Origin of the sequence: Variovorax sp. OV084, assembly GCF_900111625.1 — a bacterium.
Taxonomy (GTDB): domain Bacteria; phylum Pseudomonadota; class Gammaproteobacteria; order Burkholderiales; family Burkholderiaceae_C; genus Variovorax.
In genome coordinates, this window is record NZ_FOII01000005.1 from 379404 (window position 1) to 399085 (window position 19682).

General features: G+C 66.9%; 23 protein-coding genes. 19 read left to right on the plus strand and 4 right to left on the minus strand.

From position 1 onward, the window contains the following. Nucleotides 1-133: 133 nt before the first annotated feature. From BMW87_RS16920 to BMW87_RS16980, 13 genes are all read left to right on the plus strand, one after another. Nucleotides 134-1159, plus strand: a complete 1026-nt coding sequence (locus BMW87_RS16920; protein WP_093077530.1) for an ABC transporter substrate-binding protein — start codon at nt 134-136, stop codon at nt 1157-1159. A gap of 28 nt (nt 1160-1187) precedes the next feature. Continuing rightward, nucleotides 1188-2276, plus strand: coding sequence for an ABC transporter ATP-binding protein (locus BMW87_RS16925; RefSeq protein ID WP_093077531.1), 1089 nt, complete (start codon nt 1188-1190; stop codon nt 2274-2276). After that, a complete protein-coding gene (locus BMW87_RS16930) occupies nt 2273-3124 on the plus strand; it encodes an ABC transporter permease (RefSeq protein WP_093077533.1) in 852 nt (283 codons plus the stop codon). Before BMW87_RS16925 ends, BMW87_RS16930 begins: the two co-directional genes overlap by 4 nt. Next, nucleotides 3121-3912 carry an ABC transporter permease gene (locus tag BMW87_RS16935; protein ID WP_093057393.1) on the plus strand — a complete coding sequence of 264 codons (792 nt, stop codon included), beginning with the start codon at nt 3121-3123 and terminating at the stop codon, nt 3910-3912. Before BMW87_RS16930 ends, BMW87_RS16935 begins: the two co-directional genes overlap by 4 nt. A 36-nt stretch (nt 3913-3948) precedes the next feature. Further along, nucleotides 3949-4773 (plus strand): polysaccharide deacetylase family protein, encoded by an 825-nt coding sequence (locus BMW87_RS16940; RefSeq protein ID WP_093077535.1) that lies wholly within the window; start codon nt 3949-3951, stop codon nt 4771-4773. Beyond that, entirely contained in the window at nt 4770-5519 is a 750-nt protein-coding gene (locus BMW87_RS16945; RefSeq protein ID WP_093077537.1) for an SDR family NAD(P)-dependent oxidoreductase, read from the plus strand. The genes BMW87_RS16940 and BMW87_RS16945 overlap by 4 nt, the downstream gene beginning before the upstream one ends. A gap of 13 nt (nt 5520-5532) precedes the next feature. Then, on the plus strand, nt 5533-6285 hold the full coding sequence (locus BMW87_RS16950) for an SDR family NAD(P)-dependent oxidoreductase (protein WP_093057390.1): 753 nt from the start codon (nt 5533-5535) through the stop codon (nt 6283-6285). 21 nt (nt 6286-6306) lie between these two features. Further along, nucleotides 6307-7683 (plus strand): amidase, encoded by a 1377-nt coding sequence (locus tag BMW87_RS16955; protein ID WP_093077539.1) that lies wholly within the window; start codon nt 6307-6309, stop codon nt 7681-7683. Nucleotides 7684-7848: 165 nt separating this feature from the next. Then, nucleotides 7849-8640: a fumarylacetoacetate hydrolase family protein gene (locus BMW87_RS16960; RefSeq protein ID WP_093077540.1), complete on the plus strand. Its 792-nt coding sequence runs from the start codon at nt 7849-7851 to the stop codon at nt 8638-8640. Between the two features lie 77 nt (nt 8641-8717). Then, entirely contained in the window at nt 8718-8990 is a 273-nt protein-coding gene (locus tag BMW87_RS16965; protein ID WP_093057387.1) for a hypothetical protein, read from the plus strand. A gap of 199 nt (nt 8991-9189) precedes the next feature. Continuing rightward, nucleotides 9190-11274: a TonB-dependent siderophore receptor gene (locus BMW87_RS16970; RefSeq protein WP_371258814.1), complete on the plus strand. Its 2085-nt coding sequence runs from the start codon at nt 9190-9192 to the stop codon at nt 11272-11274. 139 nt (nt 11275-11413) lie between these two features. After that, nucleotides 11414-11794 carry a hypothetical protein gene (locus BMW87_RS16975; protein WP_093077542.1) on the plus strand — a complete coding sequence of 127 codons (381 nt, stop codon included), beginning with the start codon at nt 11414-11416 and terminating at the stop codon, nt 11792-11794. Nucleotides 11795-11836: 42 nt separating this feature from the next. Then, nucleotides 11837-12430 (plus strand): response regulator, encoded by a 594-nt coding sequence (locus BMW87_RS16980; protein ID WP_177192788.1) that lies wholly within the window; start codon nt 11837-11839, stop codon nt 12428-12430. On the opposite strand, the gene BMW87_RS34730 is transcribed toward BMW87_RS16980, so the two are convergent. Continuing rightward, complete coding sequence (locus BMW87_RS34730) at nt 12375-12674, minus strand: hypothetical protein (protein WP_143047821.1); 300 nt, start codon at nt 12672-12674, stop codon at nt 12375-12377. The two genes, BMW87_RS16980 and BMW87_RS34730, sit on opposite strands and share 56 nt — an antisense overlap. Nucleotides 12675-12694: 20 nt before the next feature. Continuing rightward, nucleotides 12695-13501: a response regulator gene (locus BMW87_RS16985; protein ID WP_093057383.1), complete on the minus strand. Its 807-nt coding sequence runs from the start codon at nt 13499-13501 to the stop codon at nt 12695-12697. 224 nt (nt 13502-13725) lie between these two features. Here BMW87_RS16985 and BMW87_RS35705 point away from each other — a divergent pair, with 224 nt between their 5' ends. Continuing rightward, nucleotides 13726-15945 carry an ATP-binding protein gene (locus BMW87_RS35705; protein WP_093077545.1) on the plus strand — a complete coding sequence of 740 codons (2220 nt, stop codon included), beginning with the start codon at nt 13726-13728 and terminating at the stop codon, nt 15943-15945. 225 nt (nt 15946-16170) lie between these two features. Next, the gene (locus BMW87_RS16995; protein ID WP_093057381.1) at nt 16171-16659 is read left to right on the plus strand and encodes a pilin; all 489 of its coding nucleotides are present in this window, start codon (nt 16171-16173) and stop codon (nt 16657-16659) included. Between the two features lie 54 nt (nt 16660-16713). On the opposite strand, the gene BMW87_RS34735 is transcribed toward BMW87_RS16995, so the two are convergent. Both BMW87_RS34735 and BMW87_RS17005 read right to left on the minus strand, forming a co-directional pair. Continuing rightward, on the minus strand, nt 16714-16941 hold the full coding sequence (locus BMW87_RS34735; protein ID WP_143062583.1) for a hypothetical protein: 228 nt from the start codon (nt 16939-16941) through the stop codon (nt 16714-16716). A 125-nt stretch (nt 16942-17066) separates the two neighbouring features. Next, nucleotides 17067-17726 carry a tetratricopeptide repeat protein gene (locus BMW87_RS17005; RefSeq protein ID WP_143062584.1) on the minus strand — a complete coding sequence of 220 codons (660 nt, stop codon included), beginning with the start codon at nt 17724-17726 and terminating at the stop codon, nt 17067-17069. On the opposite strand from BMW87_RS17005, the gene BMW87_RS17010 reads away from it, so the two are divergent. The 4 genes from BMW87_RS17010 (at nt 17721) to pilV (ending at nt 19682) form a co-directional block, all read left to right on the plus strand. After that, entirely contained in the window at nt 17721-17951 is a 231-nt protein-coding gene (locus BMW87_RS17010) for a hypothetical protein (RefSeq protein WP_143062585.1), read from the plus strand. The genes BMW87_RS17005 and BMW87_RS17010 overlap by 6 nt on opposite strands. Nucleotides 17952-18130: 179 nt before the next feature. After that, nucleotides 18131-18601 (plus strand): type IV pilin protein, encoded by a 471-nt coding sequence (locus BMW87_RS17015; protein WP_093057377.1) that lies wholly within the window; start codon nt 18131-18133, stop codon nt 18599-18601. Further along, nucleotides 18547-19221, plus strand: coding sequence for a GspH/FimT family pseudopilin (locus tag BMW87_RS17020; protein ID WP_093077551.1), 675 nt, complete (start codon nt 18547-18549; stop codon nt 19219-19221). Before BMW87_RS17015 ends, BMW87_RS17020 begins: the two co-directional genes overlap by 55 nt. 2 nt (nt 19222-19223) lie before the next feature. After that, nucleotides 19224-19682: a type IV pilus modification protein PilV gene (pilV, locus tag BMW87_RS17025; protein ID WP_093077553.1), complete on the plus strand. Its 459-nt coding sequence runs from the start codon at nt 19224-19226 to the stop codon at nt 19680-19682.

Here is a 19682-nt window from a genome sequence, read left to right on the forward strand (position 1 = left end):
ATTGTGGTGCGGCGCGATGGCGCGGGTTGGTCCCTATCTTAAATGCCTTGCATTTATCTTTTGCGAAAGATAAAGTGAATTCCAACGCGGCCATCCGGCCCTTCGTTCCGGGTTTTGCCCACAGGAGCTCTTCATGAAAACCATGTTCTCTCGCTGTCTCGTTTCCGGCTTGGTGGCCGCTCTTTTCGCAGGCGCTGCACAGGCCGAGGAGCTGGTGGTCGGCATCTTCGGCGGCTCCTTCGCCGACGACTCCAAAACCTGCCATATCGCGTCGTTCGAGAAGAAAACAGGGGCCAAGGTCGCGCTCAAGCTGGGCAGTTCCTCGCAGTTCGCGGCCGCGATCCGCGCGACCGGCGGCAAGTCGGACTTCGACGTGGTCTACATCGACAACTCGCTCGCTGCGCAGCTCAAGAACGAGAAGCTGCTCGAGACCATCGACAAGAGCAAGCTCACGAACGCCGCCGAAGTGTCGCCGCGCGCACTCGACAAGGACGGCCAGTACGTCGTGTTCATGACCGGTGCGACCGTCATCGTCTACGACACCAAGCAGATCAAGACACCACCCACCTCCTGGTCCGACCTTGCAAAGCCCGAGTACGACGGCAAGCTCGCCATCGGCGACATCAGCGGCACCTCGGGCTCGCAGTTCCTGATGGCGCTCAACCGCATGAAGGGTGGCACGCTCGCGAACATGGACGCGGGGTTCACGGCCATCAAGCCGATCGCGAAATCGTCGGTCACGCTCTACACGCAGGCCGACCAGATCGTGTCGCTCTTCGAACGCCAGGAGATCGCCGCCGCCGTGTGGTACCCCGACCGCGCCGGCTCGGCCATCGACAAGGGCCTGCCGCTGGCCATCGTCTATCCGAAGGAAGGCGCAGTGGGCATCCTGCCCGCGCTGGTGATCCCGAAGGGCGCGAAGTCGCCTGCGCTCGCGCTCAAGTACATCGACGAGGTGCTGTCCAAGGAAGGCCAGACCTGCTTCGCAGAACGCAAGTACGCGGGCCCGGTCAACACGCAGGTCAAGCTCAGCGACAAGGCCGCGAAGATCGTTCCCTACAAGGAGACTTTCGACAACCTCTGGCTGCCCGACCCCGAGGCCGTGGCCAAGTCGCTGCCCGACTGGACCAAGCGCTGGCAGCGCGAAGTGGCTCGCTGAGCCGCCGCAACCTCCAGGACCGAACGACATGCCGGCACTCACGCTCGACCGCCTCGAGAAACGCTACCCGGGCCACATTGCCGCACAGTCCGTGTCGCTGTCGGTGCACGACGGCGAGTTCATCTCACTGCTCGGCCCTTCGGGCTGTGGCAAGACCACCGTGCTGCGCATGGTGGCCGGCCTGATCGAGCCGACGGGTGGGCGCATCCTCGTCGATGGCCGCGACGTCACGGCGCTGCCCACCAACAAGCGCAACATCGGCCTGGTCTTCCAGTCGTACGCACTTTTCCCGCACATGAGCGTGTTCGAGAACGTCGCGTTCGGCCTGCGCCGCCAAGGCCTGCAGGGCAGCGAATTGAAGCAGCGCGTCGACCAGGCGCTGGCCAGCGTGCGGCTCTCCGCGCTCGGCGATCGCCTGCCGCGCCAGCTCTCCGGCGGCCAGCAGCAGCGCGTGGCAGTGGCGCGTTCAATTGCGCCGCGCCCCAGCATCCTTCTTTTCGACGAACCGCTGTCGAACCTCGACGCCTCGCTGCGCGACGAGATGCAGATCGAGCTCAAGCGCCTGCAGCGCGAAGTGGGCATCACCACGCTGTTCGTCACGCACGACCAGGGCGAGGCGATGTCAATGTCCGACCGCGTGTGCGTGCTCGCGCACGGCGTGGTGCAGCAGTTCGACACGCCCGAGGCCATCTACCACCGCCCCGCCACCGGCTTCGTCGCGAGCTTCATCGGCCGCCCCAACCGTCTCGCGGGCCGCGTGGTGCGCTCGCCCGAAGGCGCGGCTGCAGTGCAGTTGAACGATGGCCCGGTGCTTGCGGCCACGGCTGCCGATGGCATGGCACAGGGCACGGCGGTCGACGTGGTGGTCCGCCAGGAGGACATCCGCTTCGCCGACGCGGCGGCGTCGAACGGCCCGACGCTCTCGGGCCGTGTGGCCATGCGCTCCTTTGTCGGCTCGCGCGTGCAGTACCTGCTGGCCTTCGGTAGCACCGAGCTCATCGCCGAGGCGCTCACCAATGGCCCGCACGCTGGCCTGGCGGTCGACGCACCGGTGCGGGTGAGCGTCGAGCCGCAGCACGTGTACGTGACACCCACGGCAAGCCAGGCCACCGCATGACGCCGCGCAAGATCACCGGCACTCTGCTGGCGTCGCCGCTGCTGCTGCTCCTGCTGCTGGCATTCGTCGCGCCGGTGCTGCTGATGGTGCCGCTGAGCCTGCACCCCTACGTGCCCGGCACCGGCATCGCCGCCGGCTGGACGCTCGAGAACTACAGCAGCATCCTCAGCGACGAGTACTACCGCGAGGTGGTCGTGCGCACGCTGGTACTGGGCTTCGGCGTCACCGCCATCTGCCTGCTGCTGGGCTACCCACTGGCCTACTACATCGCGAATGCGGGCCCGAAGATGCGCCTCACGCTCACCATGCTCGTCATCTTCCCGATGCTGCTGAACCTGGTGGTGCGCTCCTTCGGCTGGATCGCGTTGCTCGCCAACCGCGGGCTGGTGAACAACCTGCTCATCGACATCGGCCTGATCGAGCGGCCGATCAAGATGATGTTCAACCTGTTCGGCCTGCTGGTCGGCATGTCGCACATCTTCCTGCCGTTCATGGTGCTGATGCTGGTGCCGGCGATCCAGGCAATCTCCAAGGACGTGCAGGCGGCCGCGTACACGCTGGCCGCGAGCCGGCTGCGCGTGTTCTGGTCGATCACGCTGCCGATGAGCGCGCCGGGCATCCTGTCGGGCTCGATCCTGGTGTTCGTGCTGACCATCAGCGCACTGGTCACGCCGCGCATGCTGGGCGGGCCCACCTACAAGGTGATGGCCACGCTGATCTACGACGACTTCCTGCAGACGCTCGACTGGCCCGCAGGCGCCGCGATGTCCTTCGCGCTCACCGCGCTCACGCTGGTGGTCATCGGCCTGTCGAGCCGCGTGCTCAGGCGCTGGGGAGGCAACGCATGAGCATCGAAGGCAAGAAGGCGCCGTTCCTCGCGGCCACGGCCATCGCGGTGGTCGTGTTCCTGCAGATTCCCGTGCTGGTGGTGATGCTCGCGGCCTTCAGCAAGACGGCCTACCTCACGATCCCGCCGAAGGGCCTGACCTTCCACTGGTTCGAGGTGGTGCTGCGCGACCCCGAGTACCTCAGCGCCGCCTGGACCAGCCTGTGGCTCGCTGCCGCATCGACCGCCGCCGCGCTGGTGCTGGGCCTCATTGCCGCCTACGCCATTCACCGCCGCATGGTGCCCGGCGCGGGTGCGCTCACCTCGCTCTTCATGGCGCCGCTGATCCTGCCTTCGGTGGTGCTCGGCGTGGCGCTGCTGCAGTACTACACGATGACCGGCCTGCGCGGCAACTCGCTGGGCCTGTGGCTCGCACACGTGGTCATTACCGTGCCCTACGTGGTGCGCGCGAGCCTGGGCAGCCTGTCGGCGGTCGACGAGTCGCTCGAGGACGCGGCGCGCGTGCTGGGCGCCGACGGCTTCACGAGCTTTCGCCTGGTCACGTTGCCGCTGGTGAAGCCCGGCCTCGTCGCTGGCGGCCTCTTCGCCTTCATCACTTCGCTCGACAACGTGCCGGTCTCGGTGTTCCTGCTCTCCGCGAGCCAAACGACGCTGCCCGTGAAGATCTTCACCTCGGTCGAGCAGGGCGTGGACCCGAGCGTGGCCGCCGTCTCCACCCTTCTGATCGTGACCACCGGCGTCGTGCTGCTGCTGGCCGAGCGATGGACGGGCTTCCACAAGCACGTCTGAGCCCCCTTTCCACCTCATTCGCCAAGGAGTTTCTTGATGCCGACCACGAGCAAAGGCTTCCCGCTCATGCTGACCTTCGACCTCGACGCGGAGACCATGTGGACCGGCCGCGACCCCGCCAATGCGCAGCGCCCCATCCTCATGTCGCAGGGCGCCTACGGCTGGAAGGTCGGCATGCCGCGCATCCTCGCGCTGCTGGCGCGCTATGACATCAGCGCCACCTTCTTCATTCCCGGCGAAGTGGCCGACAAGCACCCGGACCTGGTTCGCGAGGTGGTCGACAAGGGCCACGAGGTGGCGCACCACAGCTACAGCCACCGCTGGATCGTCAACCTGAGCCCCGCGGAAGAACGCGAGGAGATGGAGCGCGGCATGGAGACGCTCACCCGCCTGGCTGGCACTCGCCCACGCGGCTGGCGTTCGCCGGCGGCGGAGTTCAGCAGCATCACGCTCGACCTGATCAAGGAGTACGACTTCGACTACTCGTCGAACTTCTTCGACGACGACTCGCCCTACCTGCTGGAAATCGGCGGGCAGCGCACCGACATCGTGGAGCTGCCCTTTCGCTGGGTGCTCGACGACGCGCCCTTCTTCCAGTACTCGATCACCCTGCCGGGCCGCACGCTGCAGGCGCCCTCTGCCGTGCTCGAGGCGTGGACGAGCGAGTTCGACATGCTGTACGCCGAAGACCGGATGATGATGGTCGGCATGCACCCGCAGATCATCGGCCAGCCATCGCGGCTCAAGGTGCTCGAAGGGCTCATCGAGCATGCGCTGGCGCACTCGGGTGTGTGGATCGACCGCTGCGACCGCATCTCCGACGACATGCGCCCGCGCCTGAAGGCGGCGGTCAAGGCATGACCACCGCCTTGCGTTTCGTGGTGAGCGGCGGCGCGAGCGGTATCGGCTTCGCGGTGGCGCGGCTCGCGGTGGAACGTGGCGCACGCGTCGTACTGCTCGACCTTGATGCGCCACGGCTGCAGGCATGTGTCGCGGCATTGGGCGATGCGGCGCTGCCGCTGGTGTGCGACGTGACCGACGCACCGGCCGTGAAGGCCGCGGTAAACCATGCCGCCCAGTGGCTAGGCGGCATCGACGCGCTGGTCAACTCGGCCGGTGTCGATTCGCTGAAACCGCTGGAGCAGACCGACGACGCCGAGTGGGCCCACACGCTGGCCGTCAACCTCACGGGGCCGATGCTGATGTGCCGCGCCACCATGCCGCACCTGCGCGCGGCGGGCGGCGGCAGCATCGTCAACATCGCGTCGGGCGCAGGCCTGCGGCCGCTGCCGAATCGCACCGCCTACTGCGCCACCAAGGCGGCCGTCATCATGTTCGGCAAGGCACTGTCCATTGAAGCGGCGGCGGACGGCATCCGCGTCAACGCCGTGTGCCCCGGCGCCATCGACACGCCTCTGTTTCGCACCAGCTACGAGCACAGCGACGACCCGGCGCGCACGCTCGACGAGATCCGCCAGCGCTATGCACTGGGCCGTGTCGCCGCGCCCGAGGAAGTGGCCGAGGCCGTGCTCTACCTGAGCGGCCCGGGTGCCAGCTACATCACGGGCACCGCGCTGGCCGTCGACGGCGGGCGCACCTTCCACTGAAAGATCAGATGCCATGAGCTTCGACCATCGCATCGCCGTCGTCACCGGAGGCGGCCAGGGCATAGGCGCCGCCACGGTGCTCGACTTTCTGGACCAGGGTGCGCGCGTTGCCGTGCTGGACCTCGACTGCACCCCGCTCGCGCAGCAACTCGCAACCAGGCCCGAAGCCGCCGCGCATTGCCTGCGCGTGTCGGGCGACTGCACCGATGCCGCCGTGGTCTCGGCCTTCTTCGACCGGGTCGAAAAGGAACTGGGCCCGGTCGACATCCTGTTCAACAACGTGGGCCAGAGCGCGCGCGAACGCGGTGGCCTGTTCACCGAATCGGACGAGGCCGTGTGGCGCTTCGTCATCGAGGTGTCGCTGCTCACCACCATGCGCGCCGCGCGCCGCATCGCGCCCGGCATGAAGGCGCGCGGCTTCGGGCGCATCGTCAATATGAGCACCGACGCAGCCTTTGCCGGCGACGTGGGCCTGGCCGATTACGCCGCCGCCAAGATGGGCGTGGTGGGCTTCACGCGCTCGCTGGCGCGCGAACTCGCGCCGCACGGCGTGACCGTGAATGCGGTGTGCCCCGGCGCAATTCGCACGCGCGCGCACGACAGGCTGCGCCCCGAGGTGCTCGCGAAGATCGTAGCCGACACGCCCGCCGGCTTCGTCGGCTCGCCCGAGGACGTGGCCGCCACGGTGCGTTTCCTCGCGAGCGACGAAGCGCGCTTCATCACCGGCCAGACGCTGCTGATCGACGGCGGCCGCTGGATGCTCTGACCTCTTTTGAAGGACACGACCATGGACCTGATGGACCACAGCGCACGCGAGCTCGCCGCACTGATCCGCACCAAGGAAGCCTCGCCCGTGGAGGCGGTGCGCGACGCGCTCTCGCGCATCGAGGCGCGCCGCGAGCTCAATGCCTTCATCACCGTGACGGGCGAGCAGGCGCTCGATGCCGCGCGACGCGCCGAAGCCGCCGTGATGGCCGGCGAGACGCTCGGTCCGTTGCACGGCGTACCGTATTCGGTGAAGGACCTGACGCTCACGGCCGGCGTGCGCACCACCATGGGCTCGGCCATCTACGAAGACTTCGTGCCGAAGGAAGACGCCGTGGCGGTGGCGCGCGCCAAGGCCGCAGGCGCCATCCTCATCGGCAAGACGACAACGCCCGAGTTCGGCCACAAGCAGGTGGCGACCGCACCGATCTTCGGCCGCACGCTGAACCCGATCGATGCGCGCTACACACCTGGTGCGTCGAGCAGCGGAGCGGCGGTGGCGGTAGCGGCGGGCCTCGGCTCGCTCGCGCTCGGCACCGATGGCGGTGGTTCCATCCGCATTCCGGCTTCGTGCTGCGGCATCGTCGGGCTGAAGGCCACGCTGGGCGTGGTGCCGAACCTGCAGGCGCCCGACCTGTTCTCGGCGAATTCCTTCACCGGTCCGATGGCGCGCGACGTGGCCGACACGCAGTTGCTGTTCGATGTCATCAAGGGCTTCGACGCGCGCGATCCCTATGGGTTGGGCGGGCCGGTGCCGCAGCGTGCGATGCCCATGTCGCTGCGCGGCCTGCGCGTGGCGTGGTTGCCCACGGCGGGCAACCCGATCGACCCCGAAGTCGAGGCCGTGACGACGGCCGCCGTGCAGGCGATGGAACGCGAAGGTGCCATCGTCGAAACCGTGCAGCTGAACTTCGTGGCGCTCGAACGCCACTTCCTCGTGGTGCTGCAGTCGATGCTGGCCGCACGCGTGGGCGCCAACCTCGATCGCTTCGGCGACCGGCTCGACCCCACGCTGATCGACGCCGTGCAAAAGGGCCGCCGCCACAGCGCTGTGGACCTGCACGACGCCACCTTCGCCAAGACCCGCTGTTTCACTGAATTGCAGACGCTCTTCAAACGCTTCGACGTGCTGGTGTCGCCCACCGTCTCGGCGCCGCCGCTGCCCATCGACATGGACGTGAGCGGCGAAGTGGAGATCGGCGGCAGGCCCGCCGGCACCATCCGCGGCGCCTGGTATCCGTACACCTACCCGATGAACCTGACGGGCCATCCCGCGCTCTCGATGCCCTGCGGCAAGAGCGCGATCGGCCTGCCCGTCGGGTTGCAGCTGGCGGGCCGCTGGTACGACGACGACCACCTGCTGGCCATTGCACGGCTGGTGGAACGCGCGCTCGGCTGAAGTTTTCTTCTCTTCCGCCTCGCGCACGAGGCCTGGCGGGCGCCAGGTGGGTTCTGTCCTGTTTTTGCGTAGATGCGTGCGGTTGGGCAGCAGTTCACCGTCCCAGAATGAACCGGCCGTGCGGGGTACGGCACGCGCATTTCTTCATAGAACAAGGAGACCCTCATGATCACTTCCCGTCGCGGCCTGCTGGCCGGTTCCGCCGCCATGGCCACGGGCGCCATTGCCGGCTGTGCATTGCCCGCAGGCGCCAGCCGCACGCAGGCAACGCCTTTCGATGTCGCCGCATCGACCATCCCGATCGTGGGCAGCGAGCAGGTCTATCCGGTGCGCCGCATCTACTGCATCGGCCGCAACTACGAGGCCCATGCGCGCGAGATGGGCTCGGACCCGAGCCGCGAGCCGCCCTTCTTCTTCCAGAAGCCGGCCGACGCGATCCAGGTCGTGACACCCGGCGTGGTGGCCGACCATCCCTATCCCACGCTCACGAAGAACTACCACTACGAAGTGGAGCTCGTGGTGGCGCTGGCCAAGGGCGGGCGCAACATCCCGGCGAGCTCGGCGCTCGACTACGTGTACGGCTATTCGCTCGGTCTCGACATGACGCGCCGCGACCTGCAGCGCGAGATGGGCGACCAGAAGAAACCGTGGGAAATCGGCAAGAGCTTCGACCATTCGGCGCCCATCGGACCGATCCACCCAGTGGCGAAGGTCGGGCACTTCACCGACGGTGCGATCTGGCTCAAGGTGAACGGGCAGACGAAGCAGAGCGCCACGCTCAAGCACATGATCTGGTCGGTGGCCGAGCAGATCAGCCGGCTGTCGCAGGCCTTCGAGCTGAAGCCGGGCGACATCATCTACTCGGGCACGCCGGAGAACGTCGGGCCCGTGGTGCGCGGCGACCTGATCGAGATCCACATCGACCGGCTGCCGGAGCTGTCGGTGCGGATCGTCTGAGGGCGCGGAGGCCGTCGCACCATTTTTCCTACCAGATTGGTGCCGATCATCGGGGCTCCTGCATCTCCAGAGCCACCATGTCCCAGCCTCCGCAAGCCACCTACATCGACGACCTGCACGCCCCGCAGGTGTTCGCGGACGAAGTCTCGGGATACTGGGTCAACGCGGGCTGTGTGCACATCACCTTCGATGCCAGCCGCGTCGACCACAGCTCCGACCGGTGCCCGGTCCATCGGGCCGCCGTGCTGCGCGTGACGCTGCCGATACCCATTGCACAGGTGCTCGCGGTCAGCCTCTATGACTTCCTGAAGCAGCGCGGGCTGGCGCCGGCGCCTGGCAACGGGCACTGACGAGGGCAAGCAGCACCCGGCGGCGGGTGGCCTCCAAGATTTCTCCGAGATTCAACTTTAAAATGAGAAGCATTCTTATTTGTGAAGTGAGTCAACGTTGAATCCTGGACGCCAGAACACCGCCGGCACCGTCACGGCCCCCTCCCCGACTTCATTCAGGCGCAGCGCATTCGGCCCGCCCGCGCGCGCCACGCTGCTGGTGCTGTGGGCGGCCGCCCAGATCGGCCGCGCGCATGCACAGGAGGTGCAAAACAAAGAAACCTCCTCGCTGCCGACCGTGACTGTCACAGCCGAATCGCAGGACGACTCGCAGCAGCACCTCGGCGCCAAGGTGAGCAGCGGCGCGCTCGGTGCGCGCTCGCAGCTTGAAACGCCCTTCTCCACCACCGTCGTGACCAGCGAGGACATGGCCGAGCGCCAGGTGTCGAAGCTCGGCGACGTGTTCGCACTCGACGCGTCGGTGTCCGACAACAGCGGCGCCTACAGCAGCTGGGCCAGCTACATCACGGTGCGCGGCCTGCCGCTGGACTGGCAGAACGCCTACCGCATCAACGGCCAGCCCTTCCTCAGCTATGCCATCACCATGCCCTACGAGCACTTCGAGCAGATCGAATTGCTCAAGGGCTCGTCGGGCTTCATGTACGGCTTCGGCTCGCCGGGCGGCATCGTCAACTACGTGACGAAGAAGCCAACCGACACGCCGGTGCGCAGCATCGAGGTCGGCTACAAGACCGCCGGCATCTGGAGCGAGCACGTCGACCTGGGCGGGCGCTTTGGCACCGACAACCGTTTCGGCTACCGGCTCAACGCCACGCACGAGGAAGGCAAGACCTACAACGACGGCAACATCCGCCGCGACTCGGTGTCGCTCGGGCTCGACGCGAAGCTCACCGACAAGCTCACCTGGACCTTCGACTCGCTCTACCAGAAGCGCACCTCCACCGGCCAGACGCCATCGATCTACCTGGGCAGCTACACGGGCACGAGCCTGCCGTCCACGATCAGCGCCAACAACGCAAGCCTGGTGGGCCCGGGCCAGCACCTTGCCACCGACTTCAGTCTCTATTCCACCGGCCTTCAGTACCAGCTGTCGCCCGACTGGACACTCAGCACCAGCTACAGCCACAGCAGCGCCACGCGAAGCCGCAACGAAGGCATCTCCTACCTGCAGGACGCCAGCGGCAGCTACGACGACTACCGCTCCGACAGCGAAGAAGGCCACCGCTTCAACCAGTGGCAGGCCATGGCCACGGGCAAGCTGCGCACCGGCGACTTCGAGCACCAGGTGACGCTGGGCGCGTCGTGGCAGAAGCAGGTCAACTACTACAGCAGCAACGCTGTCTACCAGCTGGTGGGCACCGGCAGCATCTTCGGACAGAACATCAACAGCTACAACAGCGTGACGAACCTCACGCCCTACCGCAACAGCGACATCACGCAGCGCGCCGTGTTCGCGAGCGACACGATGAAGCTGTCCGAAAAGTGGTCGGTGCTGGCCGGCCTGCGCAGCACCACCTACGAACAGGTCGGCTACGACACCACCGGCCTGCAGAACTCCACCTACCAAAAGAGCGGCGTGATCACGCCCACGCTGGCGCTGATGTACAAGCCCGCGCCCGACACCACGCTGTACACCAGCTATGTCGAATCGCTGGAGCCCGGCAGCACGGTGAGCAACCTCTACGCCAACGACGGCGCGCTGCTCAACCCGCTGAAGAGCCGCCAGTACGAACTGGGCGTGAAGACCGAACGTGAACGCTGGAGCGCCACGGCCGCGCTGTTCCGCATCGAGCGCGGCGCCGAATACGCCAACAGCTCCAACGTGCTGGTGCAGGACGGCCAGTCGATCTACCAGGGCCTGGAGCTCGGCGCTTCCACGCGGCTGGGCTCGCAGTGGCAGATCGGCGGCAACCTGATGCTGCTCGACAGCTCCTACGAGCGCGGCAGCAGCTACGTCGGCAACCGCGTGGCGGGTGCGCCGAAGCTGGTGGCAACGGCGCAGGTGTCGTACGCAGTGGCTCAGGTGCCGGGCCTCAAGCTGTCGGCCGACATGAAGTACACGGGCAACACCATGCTGAACGCGGCGAACCAGCTGACCGTGCCTGGCTACACCATCGCCAACATCGGCGCGAGCTACACGACGCGCATCGGCGGGCGCAACACGACCTTCCGCGCGGCCATCAACAACGTGGCGAACCGGAAGTACTGGGAATACCAGTACGACAACTACATCAAGCCCGGCGACCCGCGCACCTTCAGCTTGAGCGCCAAGCTCGACTTCTAGGCCTTCTCGCAGTCTCTGCTTCCTTGGCCGGCCGCCGTCTTCGACGGCGCGCCGGCTTTTGGATTTCTGCAGCGGCCGATGGCCGTCGGGGGAGCCGTCATCCAATTTTTCTCCCCCTTTGAAGTTCACGATACGGGTCATGAACACCATCCCGCATCGCAACCCGCACGGCGCATCGCTCGCGCTGCGCTTCACCGGCCTGCCGGCGTTGGCGCATGCGGATCGCCACTCCCCGGAACTCACCATGCAAGCACGCTGGAGCAGAACACAGCCCGCCCTCGTCGCTGCGCCGCGGCTGAAGAAGTCCTTCTGGCTGTCGCTTCTCGCGGGCCTGTTGGCCTTCGGCGCGCTGGCGTTCGGCGTCCTCGTGGCCGCGAGCGACACCGGCTGCGCAGCGCGTGAAGCCGGCGCTTCGGGTAACTACAGCCAATCGACGCTCGCACCGATCACATCGGCCGGCGGCAGTTGCAAGCGCAAGCAGGAGCCCGGCCGCCTAGAGCATCCGAAGACGATGCTCTAACACGCCCACTTGCGACAGCCCACTTCAGAAGAAAGCACATCCGTGTTCGATACCAAGCTGCCCGGTGGCGCCTTGCGGGTGTTCCGGCCACAGCCTTTCTTCAGTGCGCTTGTAGTGGAAAGCGATCCCGCCGTGGCGAGCCGCCTGAATAGCGTCCTGGGGGTCCTCGCGCCGGGACGGTGCGTGGTGCTTGTGCCCACACGCGAAGAGGCCGATGCGATGCTGGACACGCTGTCCTTCGACCTGGTGTTCGTCGACATGCAGCTCTATCCGATCGGCGACGGCGCATCGCTGATCGCCGACGTGCGTGCGATGCAGCCACGCGCCCGGATCATTGCCCTGTCGGACACGGACGACCGGGATCTGGCCCTGTCCGCATTCGCCTCCGGGGCGACGGGCTACCTGCTGAGCGAGGCGGAAGACGCCGAGATCGCCTACGCGTTGCGTGCCCTGGCGAACGGCGGCGCCGTGCTGGACCCGCGCGTGGCGCGCCACGTGGTGGCCATGTTCGCCGAGACGCTGGCGGAGCCAATCCGCGCCGGCGACTTCCACGCGGACGGCGCCTTCCGCAAGCTCGAGCTCAGATCCCTGACCCCGGCGATTCCCGAGGGAACACGCCCCGGTCTTCCAGGCTGACACCGACACGAAGGCGCTTCCTCTCGCGCGGCAGCTCGTGCTCGACGATGCAACGCCGGGCAAGGAGGAACGCCAGCCGCCGGGCATCCCAGGCCAGGAACATCGCCAGCAACGCGACGTCGCACACGGCCAGCGCGATCAGGGTGCGCCAGTCCCACAGCCAGTCGAACGAAGTCATGAGTCGGTAGAGGTGATGAATGCGAAGCCCCGAGATTGAGGTCTTCGCATTGCCTGCGAATTTCACCGTGTTACGGTGATCGCGGTTCAGGCTTCGCGCGTGCGCGTTACGGCGGGCACGAACATGTAGCCCTCGTTGCGCACGGTGCGGATCAGGTCGGCGCGCGTCTCGCCGGAAGCCAGCTTGCGTCGCAGACGGCTGATCTGCACGTCGATGGCGCGGTCGTACGAATCGCTCTCGGCGCCGAGCGCGTACTGCACCAGCTGGTCGCGCGTCAGCACCCGCCGCGGGTGCTGCACCAGCGCGCGCAGCAGGCGGAACTCGCCGTCGGAGAGGTCCACCGGGCGGTCTTGCGGGTCATGCAGCAGCCGGGTTTCGAGGTCCATGCGCCAGCCTGCGAAGTACAGCACCTCCGGCTGCTGCGCTTCTTGCGCCGCAGGCGTGCCAGAAGGCGGCGGCACGGATTGTTGCGCCGGCAATCCGACAGCGGCCGCATGCGCAGTGCGGCGCAGCACGGTGCGGATGCGCGCCAGCAGTTCGCGCGGATTGCAAGGCTTGGCCAGGTAGTCTTCCGCGCCGATCTCCAGGCCCACGATGCGGTCGATGTCCGTGCCCACGGCCGACAGCATGATGACGGGCGGCCCGCCGATGCGCTGCAGCTCGCGCAGCGCGCTCAGGCCGTCTTCGCCGGGCATCATCACGTCGAGCACGATCAGCGCGTAGTCGGCCTGCGCGAGCCGCTCGCGCATCTCCGCGGGATGGCCGGCCGCATCGACATGGAAGCCGTGCTTCTCCAGGAAGGACGCCACCAGGCTGCGGATGCCGGCGTCGTCGTCGACGATGAGGATTCGGGTAGACAGGTTCACGTTACGGCGGATCGGGTAGCGGATCATAGGCCGGGCGCGGCCTCCGCCCGAAGCCCCGCGAGCCTTGAAATAATTTGCAATGCGCTGAAATCCGGCTGCAACATCCGCTTCACAGACTCGTGCGCTCGAACGTTTGCGCATGCCCCCCCGCCTCGCGCATGCGCGCTGACAGCTGGGAGAAAAAAGATGGGAACGCAAAGATCGAGCCATGCCGGCGTGACATCGCTTCCCGTCCGTGCCAGCATCAACCCATGAACTCCCAAGGTACCGCGCGCCGCTGGTCGGGCCCGCCGCTCGCGTGGCAAATCATGGGCCTGCTGCTGGGCGGGCTGGTGGTGGCGCAAGTCGTGACACTGGCGCTGACCGTGCTTCTCCCGCCGCAACCCCAGCGCCAATGGGAGATGGGCGACATCGCGCGCGTGCTGTCTGGCCGGAGCGCCGAAGGCCGCAACGCGAACCTGCTGCAGCGCACGCTGCAGGCGAATGCGCCCCAACCCAAGGGACAAGGCTGGCTGACATCCGAACGCTCGCGGCGCGACCTCGCGCAACTGCTGACGCGCGACGAAGCCGAGGTGCGGCTGTACTTCTTCACGCCGCTGCCGTTCGCGGGCACCACAGGGCCTGTCGCGGCGACGGAGAACGGGCATGACGCAGCGCAGCCGGTGCCGCGCCGCATCGCCGATACCTTCGCCGGAGCCGGCTTTCTGCGGGTCCAGGCGAGGGGTGGGCCGGGGGGTGGCGGTGGCGGACCGGGAGGTCCCGGTGGACCTGGAGGCATGGCGTTTCCGGGTGGGATGGGCCCCTCGGGCGGCGGCTTCGGCACTGACAGGGGCCCGAGAGGAAACACCACAGGCACTCCACCGCCGCCGCCTGGCGGCACGACAACGAATCCCGCGCCGGGCAATGCGCCAGCCACCGCACCGGATGCACCAGCCGGTACATCCGCCCCCACGCCCGCGGCCGGAAACCCTCCAGGCAGCACGGTAGCGGCGCCCCCTGGTAGCGGCGCAGGCCCCGTCGGCACACCGCCATCGCCCGGGTCGGCGGCACCGAACACGGCGACCACGCCGGGCTCGGCGACTGCACCAGGCTCAACGACCGCGCCGGGCGCGCCCGGTGCCGCCCCTCCACCGGGCCTCTCGCCCACGGCGCCGCCATCGGGCCCCGCCCAAGGCCAGCCCGGAGCCCCTTCCATTCAGTCGGGCCCCTCCATGCGAGCCTTGCCGCCGGTCATCGAAAGCCCCCCGCGCCGCGAAGCCCCTGCCAGGGCTGAAGCACCAGTTGCGCCCCCTATCGCGCAGTCGCCGCGCGCCGAACCCGCTACGCGCCCGTCTTCGGCCAGCACGCCACCGGCGACTGCGGCTGCACCGCCACGCGTCGTCCCCCCCGCCGAACCGCCCCGTGCGTCCAGAGACACCGACACGACGATCACGACGCCCATTGCGACCACCGACAACGAACGCCCCGCCGCGCGCGGCCTCTTCGGGCTCGCTCCCGCGCCGTTCGTCGAAGGCGACTTCATCGCCGCGGTCTACACGCCCGAAGGCAGTTGGGTGGTCGTGCAGCCGGTGCCCGAGTCTTTTCCGAACGCATGGCAGCGCCGCGTGCTGCTGTGGTTCCTGATCGCCGCGGCAATCGTCGCCCCCGCGGGCTGGCTGTTCTCGCGCCGGCTGGTGCGGCCGATTGCCGGCTTCGCGCGCGCGGCCGACCAGCTGGGGCGCGACCCTGCGGCGCCGGTGCTGGCACTGGAGGGCCCCGCCGAAATCGGCCGCGCAGCACAGGCCTTCAACCGCATGCAGGCACGGCTGCGCAGCTTCGTCGACGACCGCACGGTGATGATCGGCGCCATCAGCCACGACCTGCGCACGCCCCTCACGCGGCTGCGCTTTCGCATCGAGGACGTGCCCGACGACGTGCGCGCCGGCATGCTCGAAGACGTCCAGGAGATGGAGCTGATGATCGGCTCCGTGCTCAGCTTCATCCGCGATGCCTCGGTGGTGAGCGCGCGAGAGCGCATGGACCTCTCGAGCCTTGTCGAGGACGTGGTCGAGCAAGCCATCTTCGTCGGCAAGAACGTGCAGCTGCGACGCGTCGAGAGCGCGCAGGTGGAGGTCGACCCGATCGGCATGCGCCGCGTGCTCGACAACCTGATCGAGAACGCCGTCAAGTACGGGCACCTGGCACGCGTGCGGCTGTTCACCGATGGGCACGACGCCGTGGTCGAGATAGGCGATCGTGGGCCGGGGCTGCCCGCAAACGAAATCGAGCAGGTGTTCAAGCCGTTCTATCGCACTGCGCAGGCGCGGTCCTCGCGTGCTGCGGGCAGCGGCCTTGGTCTGGCGGTATGCCGCTCCATCGCGCGCGCGCATGGCGGCGATGTCGTGCTGAGATCCGGCTCGCACGGGCTTGTTGCGCAGGTTCGCGTGCCGCTGGCGCTCGAGGCGCAACGGCTGGCGTCTGCGGCGCACTGAGCAACGCCGGCGCATACGCGCGATGACACCACCCTTCAGATGCCATGGCACGCGCCGCCGCGCGTCATAGCGAAGCGGCACGAACGGGTCCGCGCCTTTACCTCCTGAAACACCTGTCGAAACACGCATGAACCACCGCAGGACGGGTGGCATGCGGACTGCAGAAAGAAGCTCGTCCCGGTGAGTTTTTCCGGGCGCACTTTTCTCAACAGCAGGAGTTTCACAATGAACCATCGTTCCTTCGCACGCAACGTGCAAAAGGGTTTCACCCTCATCGAGTTGATGATCGTCGTGGCGATCATCGGCATTCTGGCTGCTATTGCGATTCCGCAGTACCAGACCTACGTCGCGAAATCACAAGTAGCCCGCGCCATGGGGGAAACCGGCGCCCTGAAGACGGCGTATGAAGATTGCCTGAACAATGGAATGACTGCTGTGGCTGCCTGCGACCTTGGCGCCACCAGCTCCGGCATCTTGAGCTTGACCTCGCCCCTGGTTTCGACGGCTGGCACGTCACTCGGCACATCCACCACAAATACTGTCGCTCTGACTACCACCGGCACCATTGCAGGCAGCTTCGCCGGCCAAGCGGCTGCAATCCTGAAAACGACCCCCTTCACGATCACCTGGACTCGTACCGCCGAAGGCAGCTGGAGCTGCAAGACTACGGCTGACTCGAAGTACGCACCGGCGGGCTGCCCTAACGGCACCTGATTCAGCCGCATCGCTTAACGCAAGCCGCCTTCTGGCGGCTTTTTTGCGTCTCCGTCAGGGCGACGAGATCTGTTGCGCGCTGGCCTTGCGGTATGCGGCCTCCACCAGTGCCTCGCACTGCCCCGCACCCGTGGTATCGAGACAGCCTCGCTGAAAGAGCTGATACATATCGAGCGCCGCGCGAGCCGCCAGTCGCTCACCTGTTGACGAAGGCGGCGCTTCAGCACACTCGTAGAGATCCGGCACTCCCGCCGCATTGCATTTCTGCTGCGCGACGATCATGCTGCGCACCGTGACATCCGCACCGAAATCGGCCGGCTCATCACCAGGCCTACGTGAGCCTCCGCAAGCTGCCAGTGCTGTGAGCACGAGTGCAGGGCAAACAATCCACGCAGCCAACCGCATGCCTACGGTTCGCCGCATCCCGCCCTCATGCCCTGAATCTGCTGGCAAGCCACCGGATGCCCCAACGACGCCGCCTTGGCAATCCACATGATGGCGAGGCTGTCGTCCTTCGGTACGCCCAGGCCCGATGCATGGCAGTTGCCTAGCCACTGCATAGCATCGGCATTGCCTTGCGCAGCCGCCAGGTCGAACCAGTAGACCGCCGCATCGAAGTGGCCCGCGACGAAGAACATGCCGCCGACATCAGCCTGCGCATTCGCATCACCGCTATCGGCCTTCACGATCATGTGCAGGTCTTCGTCAGACAGCTCGAGCTTGATCAGACCAACGATTTGCGCGAAGGCGAGCATCGCCCGTCCCCGTGCGTCTTCCTTGTGCTTGGCGATGGTGCCGTCGGACACGCGACGCCACAGCGTGCGCTTGCTGATGCCGGTCATCGCGATGGCGGCCTCGAGGCTAATGGCGTCCGACCTCAGCTCCGGGCCGCCCTCGGGCTCGAGGCCGTCGTGCACATGCGGCAACGTCTCGCTCTCAGTCGCCTTCCGGCGTCGGCTGCTGCGAGGCAGCCGCTGCCGTACCGTCATTTCCGGGATGCACTGCCAGGGGGTGGTGGCCTGCCGCCGTCCTGCGCGGGCTTGGTGAAGCCTGCCTTGGTCATGCACGCGGTCATCGCGGTCTCGTCGGGGCCGCCGCTCGAATCCTTGGCCACGCTGGCCGCGCAGGTCTTCAACGCAGCATCAACAGCTGAATTGCCGCCAGTGCTGCCGGTGCTTGCACTGCTGCTTTCCGTGGTCGTCGACGCAGCCCAAGCCGCGGCCGAACATCCCACCAGACACGCCATCCCAAGGGACAGCAACATCTTCTTTTTCATCGATCACTTCTCCTGAACATCGGTCGATCCGATACAGCAGTGATGCTGGGCAACAAAGTCGGAGAAACGTCGGATTCACTGCACCCACGCGCACACAAACCCCAACGCATCAGCCAGCTTTCTCCCAAATTGCATGTTCGACTCGGCGTCCAGGAAGTTTCTGATTGCTTCCGGTACACGAGGAGAAGAACCACCATGACGCGGCTGCAGAAGAAGCCTCCAGAGCTCCGTGCGCGAGCGCCCGGCTTCACCTTGATCGAGGTGATGGTCACCGTGGCGATCGTGGCGATCCTGGCGTCCCTCGCCCTGCCCTCCTACACGGACTACGTCCGGCGCGGCCGCATCCCGGAGGCGACCTCCAATCTCTCTGCCAGCAACGCAAAGATGGAGCAGTGGTTCCAGGATGCCAAGAGCTACTACGCCACCGGGTCCACCAGTGCATGCGGCGTGAGCATCTCGAATACCAACCTGAAGTACTTCACGCTCACCTGCTCGCCCAGTTCGTCCACGAGCTACACCATCACTGCCACCGGCACGTCCACCATGGCCGGCTTCGTCTACACCATCGACCAGGACGGCACGCGGACTACCACCATCACCGGCGTGTCCGGATGGACCGCAACCTCGTCGAGCTGCTGGATCACAACCAGGGGCGGGAGTTGCTGATGCGCACGCGGCAGCCTTCGTCGGCGGGGTTCAGCTTGATCGAGTTGATGGTGGCTATCACGCTCTTGGCGATCCTGACTTTGCTGGCCGCACCCGGGTTCAGTGACTGGACACGCAACAACCGCCTGCGCAGCACGGCCGAGTCGCTGCGCTCCGATCTGCAGACGGCCAGGGCGGAAGCCATCCGCCGCAACACCGGCACGCGATTGCAGTTCGTCAGCTCACTGGACGCCAGTTGCGCGTTGAGTACCAGCGTGGCGATCTGGGTGGTGAACGCCGGCATCTCCCAGACACCGGCCGGCGCCTGCGGCAATGCCCCGAGCGCCACCAGCACGCCCTACCTGATCAGCAAGAGCCCGATCGAATCCAGCAAGAGCTCGGATCTGGTGCTCACCGCAACGCGCAGCACCGTGGGCTTCGATGCATTGGGCCGCCAGTCGGCCACGAGCAACCCGACCACGTCGATCGCCACGCTGACGGTGCAGCTGACCAGCGCAAGCAGCACCTGCGCCGCCTCTGGTGGTTCGGTGCGGTGCCTGAACGTGATCGTCTCGCCGGGCGGTGATGCCCGCATCTGCGACCCCGCGCGCAGCGGGAGCACCGACCCCATGACCTGCTGAACATGCCGCGCCGCCAAACACCTTCATCCGCCATGGGCGGCTTCACCCTCATCGAGGTGATGGCCGCGCTGCTCATCTTCGCGATCGGCCTGCTGGGCATCACCGGCCTCTATGCCAGCGCAGCGCGCACCGCTACCGGTGCCGAATTCCGTACGACCGCCGCCATGCTCGCCAGCGACCTGATCAGCCGCATGTGGATGAGCGACCGCACGGCGGCCACCCTCCAGGCCAACTACGGGAGCACGGCTGCCGGCACGGGCTACACGAGCTGGAAGGCCACCGTCGACAAATCGAACCTGCCGGGCATCAGCAGCCTGCCGCCGACCGTCACTTTCAGCACGGTAGCCGGCGGCGGCAGCTCGGCCGTCAGCAGCAGTCTGGCCACCATCACCATCTACTGGAAAGGCCCAGGCGACAGCAGCGCCCACCAGTACGTGGCCATGGCCCAGATGAAGCCGTGA